This is a genomic window from Pseudomonas sp. S1_E05 (assembly GCF_056337105.1).
Genome location: NZ_JBFRHM010000001.1, coordinates 5,997,468 through 6,020,239, shown reverse-complemented (window position 1 = coordinate 6,020,239; position 22,772 = coordinate 5,997,468). Strand labels below are relative to the sequence as shown.

The window sequence follows — 22,772 nt, the reverse complement described above, 5'->3', positions numbered from 1 at the left end:
GGGTAAGCAGGCCAGTTACTCATTGACTGGCAAGCCGCCATCGCGAGCAAGCTCGCTCCTACAGGGCCAACGCAGATCTCTGTAGGAGCGGGCTTGCCCGCGATGGGGTCGACGCGATCTTAAGTACGGTACTCAGCGTTGATTTTCACGTACTCGTGGGACAGGTCGGTCGTCCAGATGGTTTCGCTGCAATCACCACGGCCCAGTTCGATGCGGATGGTGATTTCTTCCTGCTGCATCACCGCCGCGCCCTGGGCTTCGGTGTAGGTGGCGGCACGGGCGCCACGGCTGGCGATGCAGACGTCGCCCAGGAACACGTCGATCTTGCTCACGTCCAGGTCCGGCACGCCGGCACGGCCAACCGCAGCGAGGATACGCCCCCAGTTCGGGTCGGAGGCGAACAGCGCCGTCTTGATCAGCGGCGAATGTGCCACGGTGTAACCGACATCCAGGCACTCCTGGTGATTGCTGCCACCGTTGACTTCGACAGTGACGAACTTGGTCGCGCCTTCGCCGTCACGAACGATGGCCTGGGCGACATCCATGCACACTTCGAACACCGCTTGCTTGAGCTTGGCGAACAGCTCGCCTTCGGCGCGGGTGATTTCCGGCAAAGCGGCCTGACCGGTGGCAATCAGCATGCAGCAGTCGTTGGTCGAGGTATCACCATCGATGGTGATGCGGTTGAACGACTTGTTGGCACCGTCCAGCATCAGATTTTGCAGCACGTCACGAGCCACTTTGGCGTCGGTGGCGATATAGCCGAGCATGGTGGCCATGTTCGGGCGGATCATGCCCGCGCCCTTGCTGATGCCGGTGACGGTGATGGTCACGCCGTCGTGCTGGAACTGGCGGCTCGCACCTTTGGGCAGGGTGTCGGTGGTCATGATACCGGTGGCGGCGGCTTCCCAGTTGTTGACCGAGAGGTCGTCGAGGGCCGCTTGCAAGGCACCTTCGATCTTCTCGACCGGCAGCGGCTCACCGATCACACCCGTGGAGTACGGCAGCACCATGCTGGCGTCGACACCGGTCAGTTCAGCCAGTTTTGCGCAGGTGCGCTCGGCGGCGGCCAGGCCTGGCTCACCGGTACCGGCGTTGGCATTGCCGGTGTTGGTCAGCAAGTAACGCACCGGGCCTTGCACGCGTTGCTTGGCCAGGATCACCGGCGCCGCGCAAAAAGCGTTGAGTGTGAACACACCGGCAACCGTCGAACCTTCGGCACAGCGCATGACCACGACATCCTTGCGCCCGGGACGCTTGATGCCGGCCGAGGCAATACCGAGTTCAAAACCGGCAACCGGGTGCAACGTAGGCAAAGGACCAAGACCAACAGCCATGAATGCGCTCCTCACTAGATGATGTCTGCACCGCTCAACGAGAGCGGTGGTGTAAATGGCAAAACGCCGCGACGGCAAGAGCCGGTCGCGGCGCGGGTATTTCAGCGTATGTAACGGGTTTTACTGGATCTGCCCGTGGCAATGCTTGTATTTCTTGCCCGAACCGCAGTAGCACAGCTCGTTGCGGCCCAGCTTCTGCTCGTTGCGAACCGGTGCGGTGGCGAGGGCAACATCGACCTCTTCACCCAACTGCTCGACTTGTTCCAGGCCGGGCGCTTCGTCGTGCTGGAACTGCATGCGTGCAGCCAGTGCCTCGGCTTCCTGGCGCAGACGCGCCTCTTCCTCGGCCGGATCTTCGCGACGCACCTGAACGTGCGACAGCACGCGGATCGAGTCGCGCTTGATCGAATCCAGAAGCTCGGAGAACAGCGTGAACGACTCGCGCTTGTATTCCTGCTTCGGGTTCTTCTGTGCATAACCACGCAAGTGGATACCGTGACGCAGGTGATCCATGGTCGACAGGTGGTCTTTCCACAGGTCGTCCAGTACACGCAGAACGATTTGTTTCTCGAAAGTGCGCAGCGCTTCGGCGCCGGCCTGGTCTTCTTTCTCGTTGTACGCCGCCATCAACTCCTGCATCAGCTTCTCGCGCAGGGTTTCTTCATACAGGTGATCGTCTTCGTCGAGCCACTGCTGGATCGGCAGTGCCACACCGAAATCGCTCTGAATGGAGGCTTCCAAACCTGCGACGTCCCACTGTTCGGGCAGCGACTGCGGCGGGATGTGCGCGCTGACGGTGGCATTGAGCACGTCCTGGCGGAAATCGGCGATGGTTTCACCGATGTTGTCGGCGGCCAGCAACGTATTACGCATGTGATAGATCACTTTACGCTGTTCGTTGTTGACGTCATCGAACTCCAGCAGTTGCTTGCGGATGTCGAAGTTACGACCTTCCACCTTGCGCTGGGCTTTCTCGATGGCGTTCGTCACCATGCGGTGCTCGATCGCTTCACCAGGCTGCATGCCCAATGCCTTCATGAAGTTCTTCACCCGATCCGAGGCGAAGATACGCATCAGGCTGTCTTCCAGCGACAGGTAGAAACGGCTGGAACCGGCGTCGCCCTGACGACCGGCACGACCGCGCAGCTGGTTGTCGATACGACGCGATTCGTGACGTTCGGACGCGATCACCTGCAAGCCGCCCGACTCGAGCACTTGCTGATGACGCTTCTGCCAGTCGGCCTTGATCTGGGCAATCTGCTCAGGCGTTGGATCTTCCAGCGACGCGACTTCCACTTCCCAGTTGCCGCCCAACAGGATGTCGGTACCACGACCGGCCATGTTGGTGGCGATGGTCAGGGCGCCTGGGCGACCGGCCTGGGCGATGATCTCGGCTTCCTTTTCGTGGAATTTGGCGTTCAGAACCTTGTGTTCGATGCCTTCTTTCACGAGCAGGCTGGACATGTGCTCAGACGTCTCGATGGTGGCGGTACCCACCAGCACCGGGCGACCAGCGGCCATGCTTTCCTTGATGTCATTGACGATTGCCGCGTATTTCTCCTCGGCCGTCAGGAACACCAGGTCGTTGTAGTCTTTACGGGCCAGCGGTTTGTTCGTCGGGATGACGATCACCGGCAAGCCGTAGATCTGATGGAACTCGAACGCTTCGGTGTCGGCCGTACCGGTCATGCCGGACAGCTTGTCGTAAAGACGGAAGTAGTTCTGGAACGTGGTCGAAGCCAGGGTCTGGCTCTCGGGTTGGATATTGAGGTTTTCCTTGGCTTCGATGGCCTGGTGCAGACCTTCGGACAGGCGACGCCCGGGCATGGTACGACCGGTGTGTTCGTCGACCAGCACGACCTGGCCTTCCTGCACGATGTACTCGACGTTGCGATGGAACAGCTTGTGTGCACGCAGGCCAGAGTAAACGTGGGTCAGCAGGCTCAGGTTGTGCGCCGAATACAGGCTCTCCCCTTCAGCGAGCAGGCCAAGACGGGTCAGCGCCTCCTCGACGAACTGGTGACCGGCTTCGTTGAGCTCGACCTGGCGGGTCTTCTCATCGACGGTGTAGTGGCCAGCCTTGGTGACTTCGCCTTCGACCTCCTCGACGTGCAATTCCAGCTGTGGGATCAGTTTGTTGATCTCCATGTACAGCTTGGAGCTGTCCTCGGCCTGACCGGAAATGATCAGCGGAGTACGGGCTTCGTCGATGAGGATGGAGTCGACTTCGTCGATCACGGCAAAATTGAGTTCGCGCTGGAATTTTTCTTCCATGCTGAACGCCATGTTGTCGCGCAGGTAGTCAAAACCGAATTCGTTGTTGGTGCCGTAGGTGATGTCGGCGGCGTAGGCAGCGCGCTTTTCTTCCGGTGGCTGGAACGGCGTGACAACGCCGACCGTCAGACCGAGGAATTCATAGAGCGGACGCATCCAGTTGGCGTCACGGCGGGCCAGGTAGTCGTTGACCGTGACCACGTGCACGCCCTTGCCGGACAGTGCGTTGAGGTAAACGCCCAGTGTACCCACCAGGGTCTTGCCTTCACCGGTCCGCATTTCAGCAATGCGACCTTCATGCAAGGTCATGCCGCCGATCAACTGGACGTCGAAGTGGCGCATGCCCATGACACGCTTGCCGGCTTCACGGGCAACCGCAAAGGCTTCTGGCAACAGTGCATCGAGGGTTTCCCCTTTGGCGATGCGGGCCTTGAACTCTTCAGTCTTGGCGCGCAATTGATCGTCCGAAAGGGCCACCATTTGCTCTTCGAAGGCATTGACGACTTGTACCGTCTTGAGCATGCGCTTGACTTCACGCTCGTTCTTGCTTCCAAAAAGTTTCTTTAACAAAGGCGCAAACATATCGGCAGGATCTTCCACACTAAAGGGATGGAGGGCGGCCCCGTGAGTCGCCCGTGCAGCCCTCATGGCCGCATGCGAACGAGCATTCTACCCGGAAACGATGGTGAGGATAGTGGCGTTATTCCACGATGCATGCACTGCGCTGTAACGGGGCTCACTTAAAATAAGGGCTTTTTGCTGAACTTCAACCCGCTGAGGGCAGAAGTTACCTGTTGATTTAATGAGTAAAGCGCACGCAAAGCAATGGGTCAGGTGCTTGCGGTGCTTTCTGCTACCATGGCGGCTCTGTTACTTCAGGTGTCGGATCATGGCATTTCGCCCTCTCACGGCCAGAGCACCCGCCGTTCTGCTTCGCGAAGCCAAGCCGCTCAAAGCCATTCTCGGTCACGCTCAGCGCCTGAGCCATTTACAGCGCCTGCTCGACAGCCAGTTGCAGCCTGCCGCCCGTGAGCATTGCCATGTAGCGTCCTGGCGCGAAGGCAGTTTGTTGCTGATTGTCACCGATGGTCATTGGGCGACCCGCCTGCGCTATCAGCAAAAACGCCTGCAACGCCAGCTACAGATGTTCGAGGAATTCGCCAACCTCAACCGAATCCTGTTCAAGGTGCAGCCACCCACCGTACAACGAGGCGTGATCGGTCATACGGCAGATTTGTCCACCGATGCCGCCGCAACCATTCAGGCCACCGCCGACGGCATCACCGATCCCAACCTGCGCGCCGCGCTGGAACGACTGGCGGCGCACGCCAAGCCAAAAGCCTGAAGGTTGCCGGCTAGCGGCGTTTGCTGCCGCCCAACAGCGAGCCCATCAAACCGCGCACCAACTGCCTGCCCAACTGATTGGCCGCCTGTCGCATCGCCGATTTCAGGGCCTGCCCGGCGGCGGTCCCCAGGAACTCCCCGGCCTGCTCGGTGAAGCTCGGCTCCTGCGCCTCTGGCGGTTGCGCTTCAGGTTTTGGCGCCAGGTCCTTGCGCCCCATCAGCACTTCATAGGCGGATTCGCGATCGATCGGTTTGTCATACCGCCCCTTGAACGGCGAACCGGCGATCAGCAGGGTGCGTTCGGTCTCGCTCAATGGCCCGATCCGTGATTGCGGCGGCGCGACCAGGACCCGCTGGACCATTTCCGGCGTGCCTTTGTCCTGCAAGGTGCCCACCAGTGCTTCGCCAATGCCCAACTCGGTCAACACCGACAGGGCCTCGAACGCCGGGTTCGGGCGGAAACCGTCGGCCACGGCGCGCAGGGACTTCTGCTCCTTGGCGGTGAATGCGCGCAAGCCATGCTGGACGCGCAAGCCAAGCTGCGCCAGCACGTCATCCGGCAAGTCGCCGGGCGACTGGGTAACGAAATACACCCCCACGCCTTTGGAGCGTATCAGCCGAACCACCTGTTCCAGACGCTCCTGCAACGCCTTGGGCGTATCGGTGAACAGCAAATGCGCCTCGTCGAAGAACAGCGCCAGCAAGGGTTTGTCGGCATCGCCGCGCTCTGGCAGTTGTTCGAACAACTCGGCCAACAACCAGAGCAGGAAGGTCGCGTAGACCTTCGGCGCCTCATGCACCAGGCGGCTGGCATCGAGCAGGTGAATACGACCGCGGCCATCGGCCGCCGGTTGCAGCATGTCTTCGAGTTGCAGCGCCGGTTCACCGAACAACGCGTCGGCACCCTGCTGTTCGAGCACCGCCAGGCGCCGCAGCAGTGCCTGACTCGAACCTGTGGTCATCAACGCCGCGTCGTCGCCGAGCAATTCGGGGTGATCACGCAGGTGATTGAACAGCGCCTTCAAATCCTTCAAATCCAGCAGCAACAAACCTTCACGGTCCGCGACCTTGAAGGCGGCGTAGAGCGCCGACTGTTGGCTGTCGGTCAACTCCAGCAGCGCACCGATCAGTAACGGGCCCATCTCGCTCAGGGTGGTGCGCAAGGGGTGGCCGGTTTGACCATGAATGTCCCACAGCGCCACCGGATAAGCCTGGGGCGTGTGATTGAGCCAAGGCATGCCCGCAATCCGCTCGGCCACCTTGCCCTGCGGGTTGCCCGCCGCACCGAGACCGCACAGATCACCCTTGATATCGGCGGCGAAGACCGCCACACCGGCATCGCTGAATGCCTCGGCCAGGCGTTGCAGGGTGACGGTCTTGCCGGTTCCGGTGGCGCCTGCGACCAGCCCGTGGCGGTTCGCCAGGCGCATGGCCTGGGCAATCGGCTGTCCTGAAGGGTCGGCGCCGATAATGAGTTGCGATGAATCGTGCATTTTGCCCACCTTGGTTAAACATTGAACGATCACAGTCGATAAAAGGGTCGTTGGTAATCCCCTAAGGCGAAGACGGAACCATCAACGTGACTTCACCCGTCGCCCATGCGCGTGCCTGTTATAAAAGCACGCCGTGGGTCCAAAGACCTTATCGGGACATCGATCCATGAATAAAAATATGCGCTTTGGCCATAAGATCCTGCTTGTGGCCGCCCTCATCGTCACTCTCGCCTTCACTGCCTTTACGTTCTACAACGACTATAAGCAACGAAATGCGATCCGCAATGACCTGAACGACCACCTGCATGAAATGGGCAGTGTGACGGCCAACAACATCCAGACCTGGTTGAACGGTCGCAGCCTGCTGGTGGAAAACCTCGCACAAAACATCGCACTGAACGCAGACCAGGGCAATATCAGCCGGTTGCTGGAACAGAACGCGATCACCACGGCCTTCGTCGCCGGTTTCATGGGCACCCAGGACGGGCACTTCGTCATCCGCCAGGACAACACGATGCCGGAGGGTTTCGACCCGCGTGTGCGGGATTGGTACCTGGACGCGCAGAACAGTCGCGGGCCGGTACTCACCGAACCCTACACCGATGTGTCCACCGGCAAACAGGTGATTTCCATCGTCCAGCGTGTGTCCAGGGGCGAGCGCCAGGTCGGTGTGGTCGGCGGCGACCTGAGCCTGCAAATGATCATCGACAGTCTCAATGCCCTGGACTTCAACGGCATGGGTTTCGCGTTCCTGGTCAACGCTGAGGGCAAGATCCTGGTGCACCCGGACAAGTCGCTGGTGATGAAATCCCTGTCCCTGGCCTACCCGGACGGCACGCCGCGGATCAATAACGATGTCAGTGAGCTACAGGTCGACGGCAAGACCCGCATTGTCACGTTCACCCCGATCAAAGGCCTGTCGTCGGTGAACTGGTACATCGGTCTGTCGGTGGATAAGGAACAGGCCTACTCGATGCTCAATGCCTTTCGCACCTCGGCAGTGGTGGCTACCGTCATTGCCGTGGTCTCTATCATCGCCCTGCTGGGCATGTTGATCCGCCTGCTGATCCAGCCGCTGCACATCATGACCCGCGCAATGATCGACATCGCTGACGGCGAGGGTGACCTGACCCGGCGCCTGACCATCCAGAACAACGACGAGTTCGGCCAGCTCGGTATCGCGTTCAACCGCTTCGTGGAGCGCATTCACGGCTCCATTCGTGAAGTGTGCTCGGCCACCGGGCAGGTCAATGAGGTGGCGCTGCGGGTGATGGCGGCCTCCAACTCGTCGATGACCAACTGCGACCAGCAAGCCTCACGCACCAGCAGCGTCGTCGCCGCAATCAACCAACTCGGTGCTACCGCCCAGGACATCGCACGCAACGCCGCCCAGGCATCGAGCCAGGCCAGCGAAGCCCGTAGCCTGGCCGAAGAAGGCCAGCAGGTGGTCGATCGCAACATCGTCTCCATGAATCAACTGTCGAGGATGCTCAGCGCCTCAAGCACCCATATCGAGTCGCTGAACGACAAAACCGTGAACATCGGGCACATTCTCGAAGTCATCAGCAGCATCTCCCAGCAAACCAACCTGCTGGCGCTCAATGCCGCCATCGAGGCCGCCCGCGCCGGTGAAGCCGGCCGCGGTTTTGCCGTGGTGGCCGATGAAGTGCGCAACCTGGCGCACCGCACGCAGGAATCGGCGGAACAGGTGCAGGGCATGATCGAACAATTGCAGGTCGGCGCGCGCGAATCGGTCAGCACCATGAGCGACAGCCACCGCCAAAGCCAGGACAGCGTGAAGATCGCCAACCAGGCCGGCGAGCGGCTCGACCGCGTCACCGCACGCATTGGCGACATCGACGGGATGAACCAGTCGGTGGCCACGGCGACCGAGGAGCAGACGGCGGTGGTGGAGGCCATCAATGTCGACATCAACGAGATCGACACGCTGAACCAGCAAGGGGTGCAAAACCTGCAGGCGACGCTGCGGGCCTGCGCCGATCTTGAACGGCAGGCGGCGCGGTTGCAGCAGCTGGTCGGCAGTTTCCGCATCTAGGGTGTCACTCACGTCCTCATCGTCGGAGCGCCGACCGACGATGAGGCCGGTGAAACCATCCCGAAACCCCAACCGAACATCTATTCTTCATTAAGGTCAACCAAGGGAGAGACCAGGTCGGAGGGACGCTCATCGTGCATATCGCTGACATCACCATGTTCTACGCCCCTGCCAGCGGTGGCGTTCGAACCTATCTGGATGCCAAACATCGTCGCCTGGGGATCAAGTCAGGCATTCGCCACAGCTTGCTGATTCCCGGTTCGCGTCTGAGTGAAGCCGATGGTGTCTACACCGTACCGGCTCCCGCCCTGCCCTTTGGCAAGGGTTATCGATTCCCCCTTCGCCTGGCGCCCTGGCGCAATGTCCTCCAGGATCTGCAACCCGACCTGATTGAAGTCGGCGACCCCTACCTCACGGCCTGGGCCGCGCTGGATGCCCGTCGCCAGCTCGATGTACCCGTGATCGGTTTCTACCATTCGGACCTGCCATTGCTGGTCAGCAACCGAATGGGCAACTGGGTCACCAATAATGTCGAGGCCTATGTCAGCAAGCTGTACGGCAACTTCGACCGGGTACTGGCGCCGAGCCAGATCATGGCTGACAAACTCATCGGCCTGGGCGTACAGAATGTATTCGTCCAGCCCCTGGGCGTCGACTTGCACACCTTTCACCCCGACGCACGCGATCCCGACCTGCGCGCGCAGTTGGGCATCGACGAACAGGCTCATTTGCTGATTTTCGCCGGGCGCGGTTCCAAGGAAAAAAACCTGCCGGTGCTGCTCGACTGCATGACGCACCTGGGGCGGCGCTATCACCTGCTGCTGGTGGGGTCGTCCATGCCGACGGCTGTACCGGGCAACGTGACGGTGATCGATGACTTCCTTCCGGCATCCCAGGTGGCGAGGCTCATGGCCAGTGCCGATGCGCTGTTGCATGCCGGCGATCAGGAAACCTTCGGCCTGGTGACCCTCGAGGCCATGGCCTGCGGCATTGCGGTAGTGGCCGTGGCCGCCGGCGCTTTTTCGGAAATCATTACCCCTGACTGCGGCCTGTTGTGCGAACCGAACGACGCCTCGGCAATGGCCAATACGGTACGGGAGTTGTTCGCCTCGGGCAGCGTCGACCTGGGTCGGCAGGCTCGTCGCCATGTCGAGCAGCATTACTGCTGGGACACCGTGGTTCAGAGTCTGTTGGGGCACTATCACGCTGTCCTGGGCAACCAATGGCCGCTGATCGCCAATGGCTGACCTCGTGAACACGCCAAGCCTGCTACTGGTGCTGCACGACGTTGCGCCGCAAACCTGGGCCGATTACCAGCCGTTTGTCGAAGCTGTCGATGCCCTGGGCGATATACCGATGACCTGGCTGGTGGTGCCGGACTTTCACCGGCACAACCCCCTGGAAGCTCATCCGGGGTTTCGTCACCTGCTCGACGATCGTGTCGCCCGAGGTGACGAACTGGCGTTGCATGGCTATTTTCATTGTGACGAAGGCCCGCCGCCCATCACACCACGAGACTGGTTCATGCGCCGCATCTATACCCATGAAGGCGAGTTCTACAGCCTGTCCCGCGATGCAGCGTTCGCCCGGTTGTGCGCGGGCATCGAGGTGTTCGATCGATACCGATGGCCGCTGCACGGATTTGTTGCTCCGGCCTGGCTGATGAGCGAAGGCACCCGCCAGGCCTTGAGCCAGTTGCCGCTGCGCTACACCAGCGATGCGCAGCACCTGTATCGCCTGCCGGACTTCGCGCGGATCCAGGCGCCGGGGTTGGTGTGGAGCGCCCGCAGCGCCTGGCGGCGCGGTGTATCCAGGCTGCTGAGCGATCAGCGCGAGCAACGCTGGCGTCAGGCACCGGTGATTCGCCTGGGCGTGCATCCGGTGGACATGCGTCATGGCTTCTCGCGGGACTACTGGCTGGACACCCTCAGGCGTTTGCTGGACGAGGGGCGAGTGCCGTTGACCAAGGCCCATTGGCTGGAGCAGCACAGCCAAAGCCTGGGTCGCGCCGCATGAGCCGGGGCATCCTGCTGTTTGTCGCGCTGCTCGCGGCCATCCTGATTCCCCTGCTGCTCGGCGGCAACCAGACCTGGGCGCGCTTGCAGGCGTTTCCCCTGAGCGTGCTGTTGATCATGTTCACCATGATTGTGCTGTGCTGGCTCGTGAACACACAGCGCCTGCGCCTGTTGCTGGGAGATCAACGGGGCAAGGTCAGCCCGGTGAAAAGCCTGGGCGTGGTGATGGCGGCGGAATTTGCCTATTGCGCCACGCCGGGCGGCAGCGGTGGACCGTTAACGATCATGGCACTGCTGGCGCGCAATGGCGTACGGCCGGCGCGGGGCAGCGCCGTGTTTGCCATGGATCAACTGAGCGACCTGCTGTTTTTCCTCTGCGCGCTGGTGGGCATCCTGATTTATGCGTTGTTCCAGCACCTCAGCGAGCGCATGGAATGGCTGTTGATGGTCAGCGCCGTTTCGATGTTTGGCGGCTTGCTCAGTTGTGTGGTCATCGCACGCTACCACCGCCGGCTGATTCGCCTCAGTGGGCGCCTGCTGATGCGCCTCAATGTGAAAGGCGCCACTCGAATGCGTTGGGCGCGCAAACTCCTGCATTTTCTGGCGGCCTTCACCGACACACTGAAGTTGCCCTTCAACACCCTGATCACGGTATTTGCACTGACCTGCGTGCATTGGCTGCTGCGTTACAGCGTGTTGTACCTGGCGGTGCGCGGTCTCGGCGCCGACCTGCAATGGGCGTGGAGTTTCCTGATTCAGATGCTCTCGCTCAGCGCGGGGCAATTCAGCCTGTTGCCCGGCGGTGCTGGGGCTGCGGAACTGACCTCGGCTGCGCTGCTGACGCCCATGGTCGGCAAATCCACCGCTGCGGCAGCGATCCTGATCTGGCGCGCGGTGACCTATTACTTTTATCTGGTGGTGGGCGGGCCAGTGTTTTTGCTGATGCTGGGGCGGCCGCTGCTGAAAAAACTGATGCGACCCAAACACGTGTAAACCGCCATCGCGAACCGCGGCCCTTGCCTACGTGTCGTGCGCAAATCTACTGTGTGCGAGCCTGATCGCGATGACGGCTCGACCACCGCTGGGTGTCAGGCTGCCCGCGTTATCGTTAACGACCATCGCGGACAAGTCCGCTCCTGCAGGAAAACAAGGCGGTGCCAGTCAGTCGGATTTCGCCGGCACTTCGTCGGCTTCTTTGTTCAACTGCTCCCATAGCGCCTGCGCGTCCGGAAACTCAGTGCCATCGTCGGGGCTCAGGTCATCGGGGTCGTAGCGGCTCAAACACCCCTCCCCCAGTGTTGCAGGTGCGCGGGATGTCGCTTTGTCGAGCGGGTCAGCCATGATCATTTCCTCGATGCAGAAACGGCGAAGGGCCTGGAGCGATTGAACGCCCAGGCCCTTCGAATTTCAACCCTGCGAGGGTGTTATCAGAACACCACAGTCTTGTTGCCGTGTACCAGCACGCGGTCTTCCAGGTGATAACGCAGGCCACGGGCCAATACCATTTTCTCGACGTCACGGCCGAAACGCACCATGTCTTCGATGCTGTCGCTGTGGCTGACGCGCACCACGTCCTGCTCGATGATCGGACCGGCGTCCAGCTCCTCGGTCACGTAGTGGCAGGTCGCGCCGATCAATTTCACCCCACGCAGAGAGGCTTGGTGATACGGCTTGGCACCCACGAACGAGGGCAGGAAGCTGTGGTGAATGTTGATGACCTTGTGCGCATACTCGCTGCACAACGCTGGCGGCAGGATCTGCATGTAGCGGGCAAGGACCACCACTTCGGCATCATGCTGCTTGACCAGGCGCGAGACTTCGGCGAAAGCCGGCTCTTTGTCCTGTGGGTTGACCGGCACATGGTAATAAGGAATGCCGTGCCACTCGACCATGCTGCGCAAATCATCATGGTTGGAAATCACGCAGGAAATTTCGCAGTCCAGTTCATCGCTATGCCAGCGGTGCAGCAGGTCGGCCAGGCAATGGGATTCGCGGCTGGCCATCAATACCACGCGTTTTTTCTGCGCGGTATCGGTAATGCGCCAGTCCATCGCGAACTCTTCGGCAATCGGTGCGAACGCCTCGCGAAAGGCTTCGATACCAAAAGGCAGCGAATCGGCCCGAATTTCGTGACGCATGAAGAACCAGCCACTGAGATTGTCCGAGTGGTGGCTCGCTTCGGTGATCCAGCCATTATGGGACGCCAGAAAGTTACTGACTTTAGCAACGATACCGACGCGGTCCGGGCAAGAAATCACCAACCGAAAGGTGCGCATGGGGGGAAACTCCAGAACTTCGCAAAGGCCGCCATTCTAGCGACTGTGCAGCAAAACTGCAGTATTGATGACACCTTGTGTTGCTGGCGGCGTCGAGTCCAAGGATGCAAAGCACCCGCTCGTGCATATCCGCCTGTCTGTGACTGCACTCTTTTGGTCCAACTATATGCATCATTATTTAACTGCGTTGCCAATTGATCGCCTATTCATCACAACTAATACAAATAAAGCACTGCTTAATGTTTACTTGATGAAACAGCATGACTATTATTGCCGCACTGTCCCCTGACACTCTGCGTCACAACATAAGGTAGTCCCCATGTCCTTGATCAACGAATATCGCGCCACCGAAGAAGCCATCAAAGAGCTGCAAGCCCGTTTGAAGAACCTGTCCCAAGACGACAAACTGCAAACCGAGCTGGAATTCGAAGGCAAACTGCGCGCGCTGATGGCCGAATATTCCAAGTCGCTGCGTGACATCATTGCGCTGCTGGACCCGGAATCGAAAACCAAGGCACCCCGTGGTGGCGTCGTCAAAACTACCGGTACCAAGCGTGCTCGCAAAGTTAAACAATACAAAAACCCGCACAACGGCGAAGTCATCGAAACCAAGGGTGGCAACCACAAGACCCTGAAAGAGTGGAAAGCCAAGTGGGGCGGTGACGTGGTTGAAGGCTGGTCGACCTTGCTGGGCTAAGCGCCCGCGCAATCTGCTGCACAAAAACGCCAGCAACCTGCTGGCGTTTTTTTATGCCCGCTATTTGAGGACCGGCATTTTCATTTTCAAAGCTTCAATCGTTCGCGTAATGCCTGCACATAATTATCCCATTCGCCAAGCACCTGTTGCTGAAACGGCGTAGCGGTATTCTTCAACTGGGCTGCGGCCTCTACGAAAGTTTCAAGGGTATTGGGCGCACCCATTTCACGTTCTGACAAACGTCGCCGACAGAATATTCTCCAACGCTCCTGCTCTTCGAAACTCAAGGTATCGAAAAAGTTACGTGCTCGATATCGAAAAAGTAATTCAGGTAGACGCTCATCATCGAACATCCACGGTTCCCGAGCTAATTGTGCCGGGTCTGCCGCTCGCACTTGCTCGCAAAGACGTCGATCCCGATCACCCAAAAAACCGTCGTACAACTGCTGCTCCGGATCCTGACTCTGCGTGAAGTCTTCGCGGGCATAAATGGCCTGGACTTTATCTTGCCAAACTTGCCGTGCGTCATTTAGTCGCAACGCCCGCGCCTGATAGAGCGCCATGTCGAGCCCCAGCCGCTGCTGATCATCAGCGCGCAGCACCGACATCGGCGCCACCACCGGGCATTTGTTGATGTGGATAAGTTTGAGTGGCACCGGCAACTCGCCCTCGGCCAGATCCTCTCGGCGGGTATACAGGCGCTGACGCAGGGTCTCGGCATCCAGATCGAGCAAGCCCTGAGGGTCCAGGTGCAGGTCGCAAACGATCAAGGCGTTCTTGTTGCGCGGATGCCAGGCCAGTGGCAACACCACACCGACATAACTGCGCGCGGCCGAGAAGCGACCGGAAATGTGGACCATCGGCTGCAACAGTCGAATCTGATCCATCACCTTCTGCTTGCTGCGCAACTGGAACAGCCAGTCGTATAACTTCGGCTGTTTCTCACGGATCAACCGGGCCAGCGCGATGGTGGCGCGCACGTCGGACAGCGCTTCATGGGCATGACCATGATCGATGCCATTAGCGGCGGTGAGGCGTTCGAGCTTGAGGGTGACCCGCCCGTCTTCATCCTGGGGCCAGACCAGTCCATCGGGACGCAGGGCATACGTCGCGCGAACCACATCGATCAGATCCCAGCGACTGTTACCTCCCTGCCACTCACGCGCATAGGGGTCGAAAAAGTTACGGTACAGGCTGTAGCGGGTCATCTCATCGTCGAACCGCAAGGTGTTGTAGCCCGCGCCACAGGTGCCAGGCGCCGCCAGTTCGGCATGCACCCGGGTCATGAAGTCGGCCTCGCTTAAACCGTGCTCGTCCAATTGCCCCGGCGTGATACCGGTGATCGCGCACGCTGCCGGGTGGGGCAGGATGTCATCACTGGGCTGGCAATAGAGGTTGACCGGTTCATCTATGACATTGAGATCGAAGTCGGTACGCAGCCCTGCCACTTGCAGAGGACGGTCGCAACGGGGGTTGATGCCAGTGGTTTCATAGTCGTACCAGAAGATGGAGGTCACGGGCTGTTCCTGAACTGAAGATCAGCGAAGTCTAGGCGTTTGCATCCCGCCCCGGCCAGCGTTGTTGCAGTCAATCACGGCTGGCGTTGCTACGTGCAATACATAGTTATGTCGTTTTCCCCCCAGAGACTGCTAGCATCGGGTGGACACAGAATCCCGACCAGGCCTCAACATCAGGTTGCCCATGCTCGAGACCGCAGCACAGCCAAGGAAAGCGACGCTGTCCCCGCCACTGGATACGCGGCATCAGGTTGAAACGCCCGAAGGCATCGACCTGCCCCTGCGCCCGGCCGGGCTGATGGTGCGCGCTCTCGCCTTTGCCATCGACCTGGGTTTGCGCGCGTTGATCGTGGGCGTGTTGTTCATGGCCCTGGCGTTCTTCGGCAAGCTCGGTGCCGGGCTCGGCGCGATCCTGATGTTCGCGGTGAACTGGTGGTACATGGTGCTGTTCGAAGTGCTCAACCAGGGAAGCTCACCGGGCAAGCACTGGATGGGCCTGCGGGTGGTTCAGGATGACGGCACACCCATTGGCTGGTCCGCCTCGCTGCTGCGCAACCTGCTGCGCTTCGTCGACCTGCTGCCGTTCGGCTACTTCCTCGGCGCCATCAGTTGCCTGCAACACCCCAACTTCAAGCGCCTGGGCGACCTGGCGGCCGGCACGCTGGTGGTCTATCGAGAACAGCCGGTCACCCGGCCACAACTGCCCGACGTCGCCCCCCTGCGTGCGCCCTTTACCCTGACGCTGGTCGAACAACGCGCCGTCCTTGGTTTTGCCGAGCGCCAGGGCGAACTGTCTGCCGCACGTGTCACCGAGCTGGCCACCCTCCTCGCCCAACCCTTGCACGTGCCCGCTTCACAGGCGCTGGCACAACTCAATGGCGTCGCCCGTGGTTTGCTGGGGCCGGCATGAAGCAAAGCCTCTTCGAGAACCGCCACAAGGCCGAATGGGCGCAGTTTTCCCTGATGCTGGATCGACTGGAGCGAAACAAGGACGCCTCGCGGGTCGCCAGTTTTGCCAAGGACTATCGCAGGCTCTGCCAGCACCTGGCCCTGGCGCAGGAGCGTGGCTACAGCAGTTTCCTGGTCGATTCGTTGCAACAGCAGGTGCTGCGCGGGCATCAACAGTTGTACCGCCACCGCAGCCACCTGGGTGCCAATATCATCGCTTTCATCCTCACGGACTTTCCGCGACTGGTGCGCGAGCAGTGGCGCTTCGTACTGGTCGCCAGCCTGATGTTCTTTGGCAGCCTGATCGGCTTTGCGCTGCTGGTTTACCTGTTCCCGGACCTGGTCTACAACCTGATTCCTTTCGAACAGGTCAGCGAAATGCAAGGCATGTACGACCCGGTTGCCGGTCACCTGGGGCGCTCGGAGGAACGGGCCGCCAGTGAAGACTGGGTGATGTTCGGGTTCTACATCATGCACAACATCGGCATCGCTTTTCAGACGTTCGCCAGCGGTTTGCTGTTCGGCCTGGGCAGCGCGTTTTTCCTTTTCTTCAATGGTTTGATGATCGGCGCGGTGGCCGGGCACCTGACGCAGATCGGTTATGGGCAGACCTTCTGGTCGTTCGTGATCGGCCACGGCGCCTTCGAACTCAGTGCCATCGCCCTGGCGGGTGCCGCCGGGTTGAAACTGGGCTGGGCACTGATCGCACCGGGACGCCTGCCCCGCGCCGAAGCGTTACGCCTGGCGGCGCGCAAAAGTGTGCTGCTGATTTGTGGGGTGATGCTGTTTCTGTTGATTGCCGCGTTTATCGAAGCCTACTGGTCGTCGATGACCGGACCTGCGCCGCGGACCAAATACCTGGTCGGCGCGGCGCTCTGGGCACTGGTGGCGATGTACCTGCTGTTTGCCGGGCGGACGCGCCATGCGCCTGAGTGACGCAAGCGTGGTGATCCGCCCGCGCAGCACCTGGGAAGCCATGGACCTGGGTGTGCTGCTGAGCCAGCGACACCGCCGTCTGCTGATGGGCAGTTGGGCAATCATCACCCTCCCGGTCTTTGCCCTGCTGACCCTGTTGCTGTGGGACTCACCAAGCCTGGCCGTGCTGATTTTCTGGTGGCTGAAACCGGCGTTCGAGCGACTGCCGCTGTACATCCTGTCCAAGGCCTTGTTCGGCGAAACGCCAACCTTGAAGCAGGCACTGCGCCAATGGCCACGGTTGCTCAGACCACAACTGCTGGCGAGCCTGACCTGGCGGCGCCTGAGCCTGAGTCGCAGTTTCCTGATGCCGGTGGTGCAGCTCGAAGGCCTGGCTGGCCTGGAGCGGCAACAGCGCTTGCAGGTGCTCACGCAACGCGACGGCGGCGCGGCGCGCTGGCTGACAATCATCGGGGTGCACCTGGAAACAGCGTTGTGGGTGGGGCTGATGGCGCTGTTCTACTTGCTGCTGCCGCAACAGGTTGAAATCGACTGGGGCTGGCAGACGCTGCTGTCCGCCGCCACCCAGGAATGGCGTTGGCTGGAACACCTGACCAATGCTTTCTACGTGCTGGTACTGGTGGTGTGGGAGCCGATCTACGTGGCGTGTGGTTTCAGCCTGTATTTGAACCGTCGCACGGTTCTGGAGGCCTGGGACATCGAGTTGGTGTTCCGCCGCCTGCGTCAACGCCTGAACGGCACCGCCGTGCTTCTGCTGCTGGCGGCGATTCTTCTGGTGCCGGGAGCGCCCAGCGCATGGGCCGAAGAACCGGCCACCGGTCCCGACAGCCCGCGCCTGCTGAACCAGCCCCTGACCAGCCAGGCTTCACGTGACAACATCCGGGCAATCCTCGACCAGCCACCGTTCAAGAACCGAGAGACGGTGACCCGCTACCGTTTCGGCGAGGACAAACCGGCGGGCGAAACCCCGGACGACGGTCACGCCCCCGCTTGGTTGAAGTTGCTGCAAAAATGGCTGAACAGCCAGCATCTCGGCGCGCTGGCAAGCGTGATCGAAGTGCTGCTGTGGAGCCTCGTCATCGGCGCGATCGCGTGGCTGATCTGGCGTTACCGTGACTGGCTGCAGGCATTCGTCAGCCGGCGTGCGAAGTTGCCGGACCTCAAGGCGTCACGAACGTCACCGCAACAGGCCTTCGGTCTCGATCTTGACCGCGAGACCTTGCCCGCAGACATCGCCACCAGCGCTGAAAACCTGTGGCAATCCAACCCCCGGGAGGCGCTCGGTTTGCTTTACCGCGCGCTGCTCAGCCACCTGCTGCACGAATATCACCTGGCATTGACGCCCGCCGATACCGAAGGCCAGGTGCTGACGCGCATCGAACGCCTGCAACGCCCCGAGCTACTGGCCTTCAGCCAAAACCTTACCCACCATTGGCAAAACATGGCCTACGGGCATCGCGTGCCCGCCCCGTCCGTGCAACAGGCGTTGTGCGAGGGCTGGCGCCGCCTCTTTGGTGCGGGGGCACAACCTTGAATCGGCGCCTTGGGCTGGTCGCCGGCATGGTCATTGCGCTGCTGTTGGTTGCGCTGAGCGTCTACCTGTATGCCAGGGCGACGCCCTATCAGGAGGAAGTCGACCACGGTCCTTCACCCGAGGCTGCGGCCAACCCTTACCTGGCCGCCGAAGCCTTTTTGCGCAAACAGGGCTTGAGTGTCAGCCATGCCAATGGACTCGACGTTTTGCCGACCCTGGAACCGCGCGAGCAGAGCCTGTTGTTGCTCGGCGATCGCTCCAGCATGACCCCGCGCCAGATTGAGCAAGTGCTGAACTGGACCCGCGCAGGCGGGCGACTGCTCTTTATCGCCGAGTCGATCTGGGATGAAAAACTCGGCCGCAGCCACGACCCGCTGCTCGACCGCGTGCAGCTTCACCAGTTGCTCAGCGACGACCTGAAGGACGCGCCACCGCAGGCCGAGCAGGACCCCTACCCGAAACTGACCAAGCTCTATCTTGAGGACGAGGACGCCCCCGCCTACGCGAGCTTTCGCACCACTTTCCACCTTGAAGACCCGCACAACCTGGCGCAAGCCTGGGCGAACAGCGCCAAGGCCACCCACATGATGCAACTGAACCACGGGCTCGGTTCGATCACCGTCGTCACCGATGCCGACCTCTGGAAAAACGACGCCATCGAGCGGTACGACAACGCGTGGCTGCTCTGGTACCTGACCGCCAATACCCGCGTGACCCTGATGTTCAACACTGATCACGACGGTCTGCTGACCCTGTTGCTGCGGTACTTCCCCCAAGCACTGGTCGCCCTCGCCGCCCTGATCGCCCTGGGCCTGTGGCGCGTCGGCGTGCGCCACGGGCCCTTGATCGAGCCCGCACCACGGGCCCGCCGGCAACTTCACGAACACCTGCGCGCCAGCGCCGATTTCATGTGGCGGCGCGGCGCGCAAGCCAACCTGTTGCAAGCCTTGCAGCACGACATCCTGCGCCGGGTACGCCGACGTCATCCCGGTTATGAAAAACTGGGCGTCGCCGAACAGTGGCTGGTACTGGCACGCCTGACAGGCCAGCCCACCCGCGCCATCAGCCAGGCCATGGGCCCGCGAGGCAAACAACGGCTGTCCAGCGTTGAATTCAGCCGCCAGGTCGCCCACTTGCAAACCTTGAGGAACGCCTTATGAGTGAACAGATCGAGCCCGGTACGCCGAGCCACGCCGAGCAGCAACGCCTGCGCGCCATTCAATTGGCCCAGGCAATCAGGGCGGAGCTGCAAAAAGTGGTCATCGGCCAGGACACGGTGATCGACGACGTCCTCTGCGCCCTGATCGCTGGCGGCCATGTGCTGCTCGAAGGCGTGCCCGGGCTGGGCAAGACCTTGCTGGTGCGCGCACTCGCTCGCTGCTTCGGTGGCGAATTCGCGCGCATCCAGTTCACCCCGGACCTGATGCCCAGCGACGTCACCGGGCACGCGGTGTATGACTTGCAGACCGAGCAATTCAAGCTGCGCAAGGGGCCGCTGTTCACCCATTTGCTGCTGGCCGACGAGATCAACCGTGCCCCGGCGAAAACCCAGGCGGCGCTGCTCGAGGCCATGCAGGAACGCCAGGTCACCCTGGAAGGCCGCGCCCTGCCCATCGCCCAACCGTTCATGGTGCTCGCCACGCAAAACCCCATCGAACAGGAAGGCACGTACCCACTGCCGGAAGCCGAGCTGGATCGCTTCATGCTCAAGGTACGCATGGGTTACCCCGATGCCGAGCAGGAGTTGCAGATGGTCCGCCAGGTCAGCCGTTCGACCCGCGCCGACATGCTCGACGTTCAGCCGCTGCGCACGGTGTTGCAGGCCAAGGACGTGCTGGCCTTGCAGCGCATCGCCAGCGATCTGCCCCTGGACGATCAGGTCCTCGATTACGCCGTGCGTCTGGCTCGCACCACTCGCCATTGGCCGGGCCTGAACCTGGGTGCCGGCCCTCGAGCCTCCATCGCCCTGGTGCGCTGCGCACGGGCGCGGGCCTTGCTGCGCGGCGGCGAATTCGTGATTCCGGATGACGTTAAAGGGTGTGCGCTGGCCGTGTTGCGCCATCGCGTGCGCATTGCCCCGGAGCTGGACATCGAAGGGCTGGAGGTCGATCAGGTGTTGCGTCAGTTACTCGATCAAGTGCCGGCACCGCGCCTGTGAAACCTTCGCGCCTGCTGTTGGGCTGGCTGGCGCTGTTGCTCGCCATTGCCATTGTGCTGGGCGCATTGCGGGCACTGGAGGTCGGCGTTCCCGGGACGCTGCTGTCGATCAACTGGGGGTTGCTGCTGGCGTTGCTGGCCCTGGCGTTGATCGATGCATGGCGGGTCAGACGCCTGCCATCGCCGCACATCAAACGACAACTGCCCGGCAGCCTCGCGCTGGGTCGCTGGAGCGAGGTGCGGCTGGAGGTCGAACATGACTTTACCCAACCGCTGACTGTCGAGCTGTTCGATCATGTGCCCGGTGGCCTGAGTTTCGAGAACCTGCCGCTGTCGGTCGAGCTGCAACCGGGTCAGCATACTCAGGCGGGTTATCGCCTGCGCCCGCTCAATCGCGGGCACTTCACCTTCGAGCGCTGTGAAATCAACCTGCCGAGCCCCCTGGGCCTGTGGACCGACAAACGCTTGCCCAGCGTGCCCGGCAGCACTCGCGTCTACCCGGATTTTGCTCGCCTTTACGGCGGCCAATTGCTGGCGGTGGACAACTGGCTCAGCCAACTGGGCGTGCGTCAGCGGCAACGGCGCGGGTTGGGCTTGGAGTTTCATCAACTGCGCGAATTTCGCGAAGGCGACAGCCTGCGCCAGATCGACTGGAAAGCCACGGCACGGCAACGCACACCGATTGCCCGCGAGTATGAGGACGAGCGCGACCAGCAAATCGTGTTCCTGCTCGATTGCGGCCGCCGCATGCGCAGCCAGGATGGTGAGCTGACGCATTTCGATCACGCCCTCAATGCCTGCCTGTTGCTCAGCTATGTCGCCTTGCGCCAGGGCGACGCGGTGGGCCTGAGTACCTTCGCCACCGAGCAATTGCGCTACCTGGCACCGGGCAAGGGTGCCGGGCAGCTCAATGTGCTGCTCAACACCGTCTATGACCTCGACAGCAGCCAACGCAGCGCCGACTACCAGGCGGCGGTGACGCAACTGTTGGCCCGGCAAAAACGCCGCTCGCTGGTGGTGCTCGTGACCAACCTGCGCGACGAAGACGATGACGACCTGCTCACGGCGGTGCAGCGTTTGGGCAAACAGCACCGGGTGCTGGTCACCAGCCTTCGCGAAGAGCTGCTCGACAGCCTGCGTCAGACATCGGTGCAAACGTTGTCGCAAGCGTTGACCTATTGCGGGACGGTGGACCTGCTCAATGCGCGGGCCGACGTACATGAGCGGCTAAACGCCCATGGGGTGCCAGTGCTGGATGCCACCCCCCATGAACTGGGTGCGGCGCTGGTGACGCGGTATCTGGAATGGAAAAAGGCTGGAGTGTTCTGAAGGACGCCGATCTCTGTAGGAGCGAGCATGTCGAGGCGTCGAACCGTCGCGATGGTCGTTAATGATGACGCAGGTTGTCTGGAAGCCCGTGGTGTCTGGGCCTCCATCGCCAGCATGCTGGCTCCTACAGGACGGCGCCGATCAACTGTGGGAGCGAGCATGTCGAGGCGTCGAACCGTCGCGATGGTCGTCAACGATGACGCGGGTTGTCTGGAAGCCCGGGGTGCCTGGGCCTCCATCGCCAGCATGCTGGCTCCTACAGGTACAGGGCTCAGGGGTTGTACTCTTTGTTGTCGAGTTTGAGTTGTTTGACTCGAAGCGGCGGGATCAGCACGTCGCAGGTGATCGCGGTGAGCCGCAGCCCGCCTGAGCCGCCGATGCTCGGGCCGTGCAGGGTGATGTCGAGGCTCTCGTCCTCTTGTGCCATTTTCTCCAGATGCTGCAGTGGATATTCGTTCCACTCAGCCTTCCCGGGGAGGCCGCTCAGGCCGATGATGGTTTCCAGGCCCAAGCTGGTGGTGATGACGATTCTGGACTCTTTGCCGTTGGCCACGTTTTCGTACTGACATCCCAGGCGAAATTTCACCTCCGGCCACTGGGCCACGGTAAAACGCGGCACCATCACCTTCTGGAGCACCTTCGCGCTGGCATTGAGGTGCATGTAGTATCCATACGTCTCGTCTATGAATACACCGGCAAAGCCGACGCCATCATGTTTCCAGTCTGCCTCCCAGTTCGGTTCGAACTGGCTGGATTTCACCAGATTACGGCCCGGGATTTCTTCATCGCTCATGATGTGTTCACCTCGAATGGTCAAACGTTCCCGAGACGCCGGCGGCGTCCTCGGCATTCTGAATGA

At 61.2% G+C, this 22,772-nt stretch carries 19 protein-coding genes and 1 pseudogene; 13 read left to right on the top strand and 7 right to left on the bottom strand.

What is annotated here, in order from left to right:
* Positions 1-119: 119 nt before the first annotated feature.
* Positions 120-1,337, bottom strand: a complete 1,218-nt coding sequence (gene argJ / locus AB4N33_RS27830) for a bifunctional glutamate N-acetyltransferase/amino-acid acetyltransferase ArgJ (RefSeq protein ID WP_476458671.1) — start codon at positions 1,335-1,337, stop codon at positions 120-122.
* A 120-nt stretch (positions 1,338-1,457) separates the two neighbouring features.
* Positions 1,458-4,193, bottom strand: coding sequence for a preprotein translocase subunit SecA (gene secA / locus AB4N33_RS27825; protein ID WP_460121504.1), 2,736 nt, complete (start codon positions 4,191-4,193; stop codon positions 1,458-1,460).
* A gap of 307 nt (positions 4,194-4,500) precedes the next feature.
* Between secA and AB4N33_RS27820 the strand changes: the two genes are divergently transcribed.
* Positions 4,501-4,956 carry a DUF721 domain-containing protein gene (locus AB4N33_RS27820; protein WP_460121503.1) on the top strand — a complete coding sequence of 152 codons (456 nt, stop codon included), beginning with the start codon at positions 4,501-4,503 and terminating at the stop codon, positions 4,954-4,956.
* Positions 4,957-4,966: 10 nt separating this feature from the next.
* Here the strand turns inward: AB4N33_RS27820 and AB4N33_RS27815 are convergent, their stop codons facing one another.
* Positions 4,967-6,448, bottom strand: coding sequence for a helicase HerA-like domain-containing protein (locus AB4N33_RS27815; RefSeq protein WP_476458670.1), 1,482 nt, complete (start codon positions 6,446-6,448; stop codon positions 4,967-4,969).
* 166 nt (positions 6,449-6,614) lie between these two features.
* Here AB4N33_RS27815 and AB4N33_RS27810 point away from each other — a divergent pair.
* From AB4N33_RS27810 to AB4N33_RS27790, 5 genes and pseudogenes are all read left to right on the top strand, one after another.
* Positions 6,615-7,646: pseudogene (locus AB4N33_RS27810) on the top strand (HAMP domain-containing protein); the annotation flags it as partial.
* Positions 7,647-7,718: 72 nt separating this feature from the next.
* On the top strand, positions 7,719-8,504 hold the full coding sequence (locus AB4N33_RS27805) for a methyl-accepting chemotaxis protein (protein WP_476458855.1): 786 nt from the start codon (positions 7,719-7,721) through the stop codon (positions 8,502-8,504).
* A 134-nt stretch (positions 8,505-8,638) separates the two neighbouring features.
* Positions 8,639-9,751, top strand: a complete 1,113-nt coding sequence (locus AB4N33_RS27800; RefSeq protein ID WP_476458669.1) for a glycosyltransferase family 4 protein — start codon at positions 8,639-8,641, stop codon at positions 9,749-9,751.
* Complete coding sequence (locus AB4N33_RS27795; protein ID WP_460141011.1) at positions 9,744-10,520, top strand: DUF2334 domain-containing protein; 777 nt, start codon at positions 9,744-9,746, stop codon at positions 10,518-10,520. Before AB4N33_RS27800 ends, AB4N33_RS27795 begins: the two co-directional genes overlap by 8 nt.
* Positions 10,517-11,512 (top strand): lysylphosphatidylglycerol synthase transmembrane domain-containing protein, encoded by a 996-nt coding sequence (locus tag AB4N33_RS27790; RefSeq protein ID WP_460121495.1) that lies wholly within the window; start codon positions 10,517-10,519, stop codon positions 11,510-11,512. The genes AB4N33_RS27795 and AB4N33_RS27790 overlap by 4 nt, the downstream gene beginning before the upstream one ends.
* A 168-nt stretch (positions 11,513-11,680) precedes the next feature.
* Here AB4N33_RS27790 and AB4N33_RS27785 read toward each other — a convergent pair whose 3' ends face one another.
* Together AB4N33_RS27785 and purU are read right to left on the bottom strand one after the other, a co-directional pair.
* Positions 11,681-11,860 (bottom strand): hypothetical protein, encoded by a 180-nt coding sequence (locus AB4N33_RS27785; protein ID WP_460121492.1) that lies wholly within the window; start codon positions 11,858-11,860, stop codon positions 11,681-11,683.
* Positions 11,861-11,946: 86 nt separating this feature from the next.
* Entirely contained in the window at positions 11,947-12,795 is an 849-nt protein-coding gene (gene purU / locus AB4N33_RS27780) for a formyltetrahydrofolate deformylase (protein ID WP_460121490.1), read from the bottom strand.
* Positions 12,796-13,114: 319 nt separating this feature from the next.
* Between purU and mvaT the strand changes: the two genes are divergently transcribed.
* Positions 13,115-13,492, top strand: coding sequence for a histone-like nucleoid-structuring protein MvaT (mvaT, locus tag AB4N33_RS27775; RefSeq protein WP_460121488.1), 378 nt, complete (start codon positions 13,115-13,117; stop codon positions 13,490-13,492).
* 86 nt (positions 13,493-13,578) lie between these two features.
* Here the strand turns inward: mvaT and sbcB are convergent, their stop codons facing one another.
* Positions 13,579-15,009 carry an exodeoxyribonuclease I gene (gene sbcB, locus AB4N33_RS27770; RefSeq protein ID WP_476458668.1) on the bottom strand — a complete coding sequence of 477 codons (1,431 nt, stop codon included), beginning with the start codon at positions 15,007-15,009 and terminating at the stop codon, positions 13,579-13,581.
* A gap of 184 nt (positions 15,010-15,193) precedes the next feature.
* Between sbcB and AB4N33_RS27765 the strand changes: the two genes are divergently transcribed.
* The 6 genes from AB4N33_RS27765 to AB4N33_RS27740 are packed head-to-tail and all read left to right on the top strand — an operon-like array spanning position 15,194 to position 21,913.
* Positions 15,194-15,919 (top strand): RDD family protein, encoded by a 726-nt coding sequence (locus AB4N33_RS27765; RefSeq protein WP_476458667.1) that lies wholly within the window; start codon positions 15,194-15,196, stop codon positions 15,917-15,919.
* Positions 15,916-16,893, top strand: a complete 978-nt coding sequence (locus tag AB4N33_RS27760; protein ID WP_476458666.1) for a stage II sporulation protein M — start codon at positions 15,916-15,918, stop codon at positions 16,891-16,893. Before AB4N33_RS27765 ends, AB4N33_RS27760 begins: the two co-directional genes overlap by 4 nt.
* Complete coding sequence (locus AB4N33_RS27755) at positions 16,880-18,427, top strand: DUF4129 domain-containing protein (RefSeq protein ID WP_476458665.1); 1,548 nt, start codon at positions 16,880-16,882, stop codon at positions 18,425-18,427. Before AB4N33_RS27760 ends, AB4N33_RS27755 begins: the two co-directional genes overlap by 14 nt.
* On the top strand, positions 18,424-19,587 hold the full coding sequence (locus AB4N33_RS27750; protein WP_476458664.1) for a DUF4350 domain-containing protein: 1,164 nt from the start codon (positions 18,424-18,426) through the stop codon (positions 19,585-19,587). The genes AB4N33_RS27755 and AB4N33_RS27750 overlap by 4 nt, the downstream gene beginning before the upstream one ends.
* Entirely contained in the window at positions 19,584-20,585 is a 1,002-nt protein-coding gene (locus AB4N33_RS27745) for an AAA family ATPase (protein ID WP_476458663.1), read from the top strand. Before AB4N33_RS27750 ends, AB4N33_RS27745 begins: the two co-directional genes overlap by 4 nt.
* Positions 20,582-21,913, top strand: coding sequence for a DUF58 domain-containing protein (locus tag AB4N33_RS27740; RefSeq protein ID WP_460141009.1), 1,332 nt, complete (start codon positions 20,582-20,584; stop codon positions 21,911-21,913). The genes AB4N33_RS27745 and AB4N33_RS27740 overlap by 4 nt, the downstream gene beginning before the upstream one ends.
* Positions 21,914-22,184: 271 nt before the next feature.
* Here the strand turns inward: AB4N33_RS27740 and AB4N33_RS27735 are convergent, their stop codons facing one another.
* Positions 22,185-22,706 carry a hypothetical protein gene (locus AB4N33_RS27735; RefSeq protein ID WP_476458662.1) on the bottom strand — a complete coding sequence of 174 codons (522 nt, stop codon included), beginning with the start codon at positions 22,704-22,706 and terminating at the stop codon, positions 22,185-22,187.
* Between the last annotated feature and the right edge of the window lie 66 nt (positions 22,707-22,772).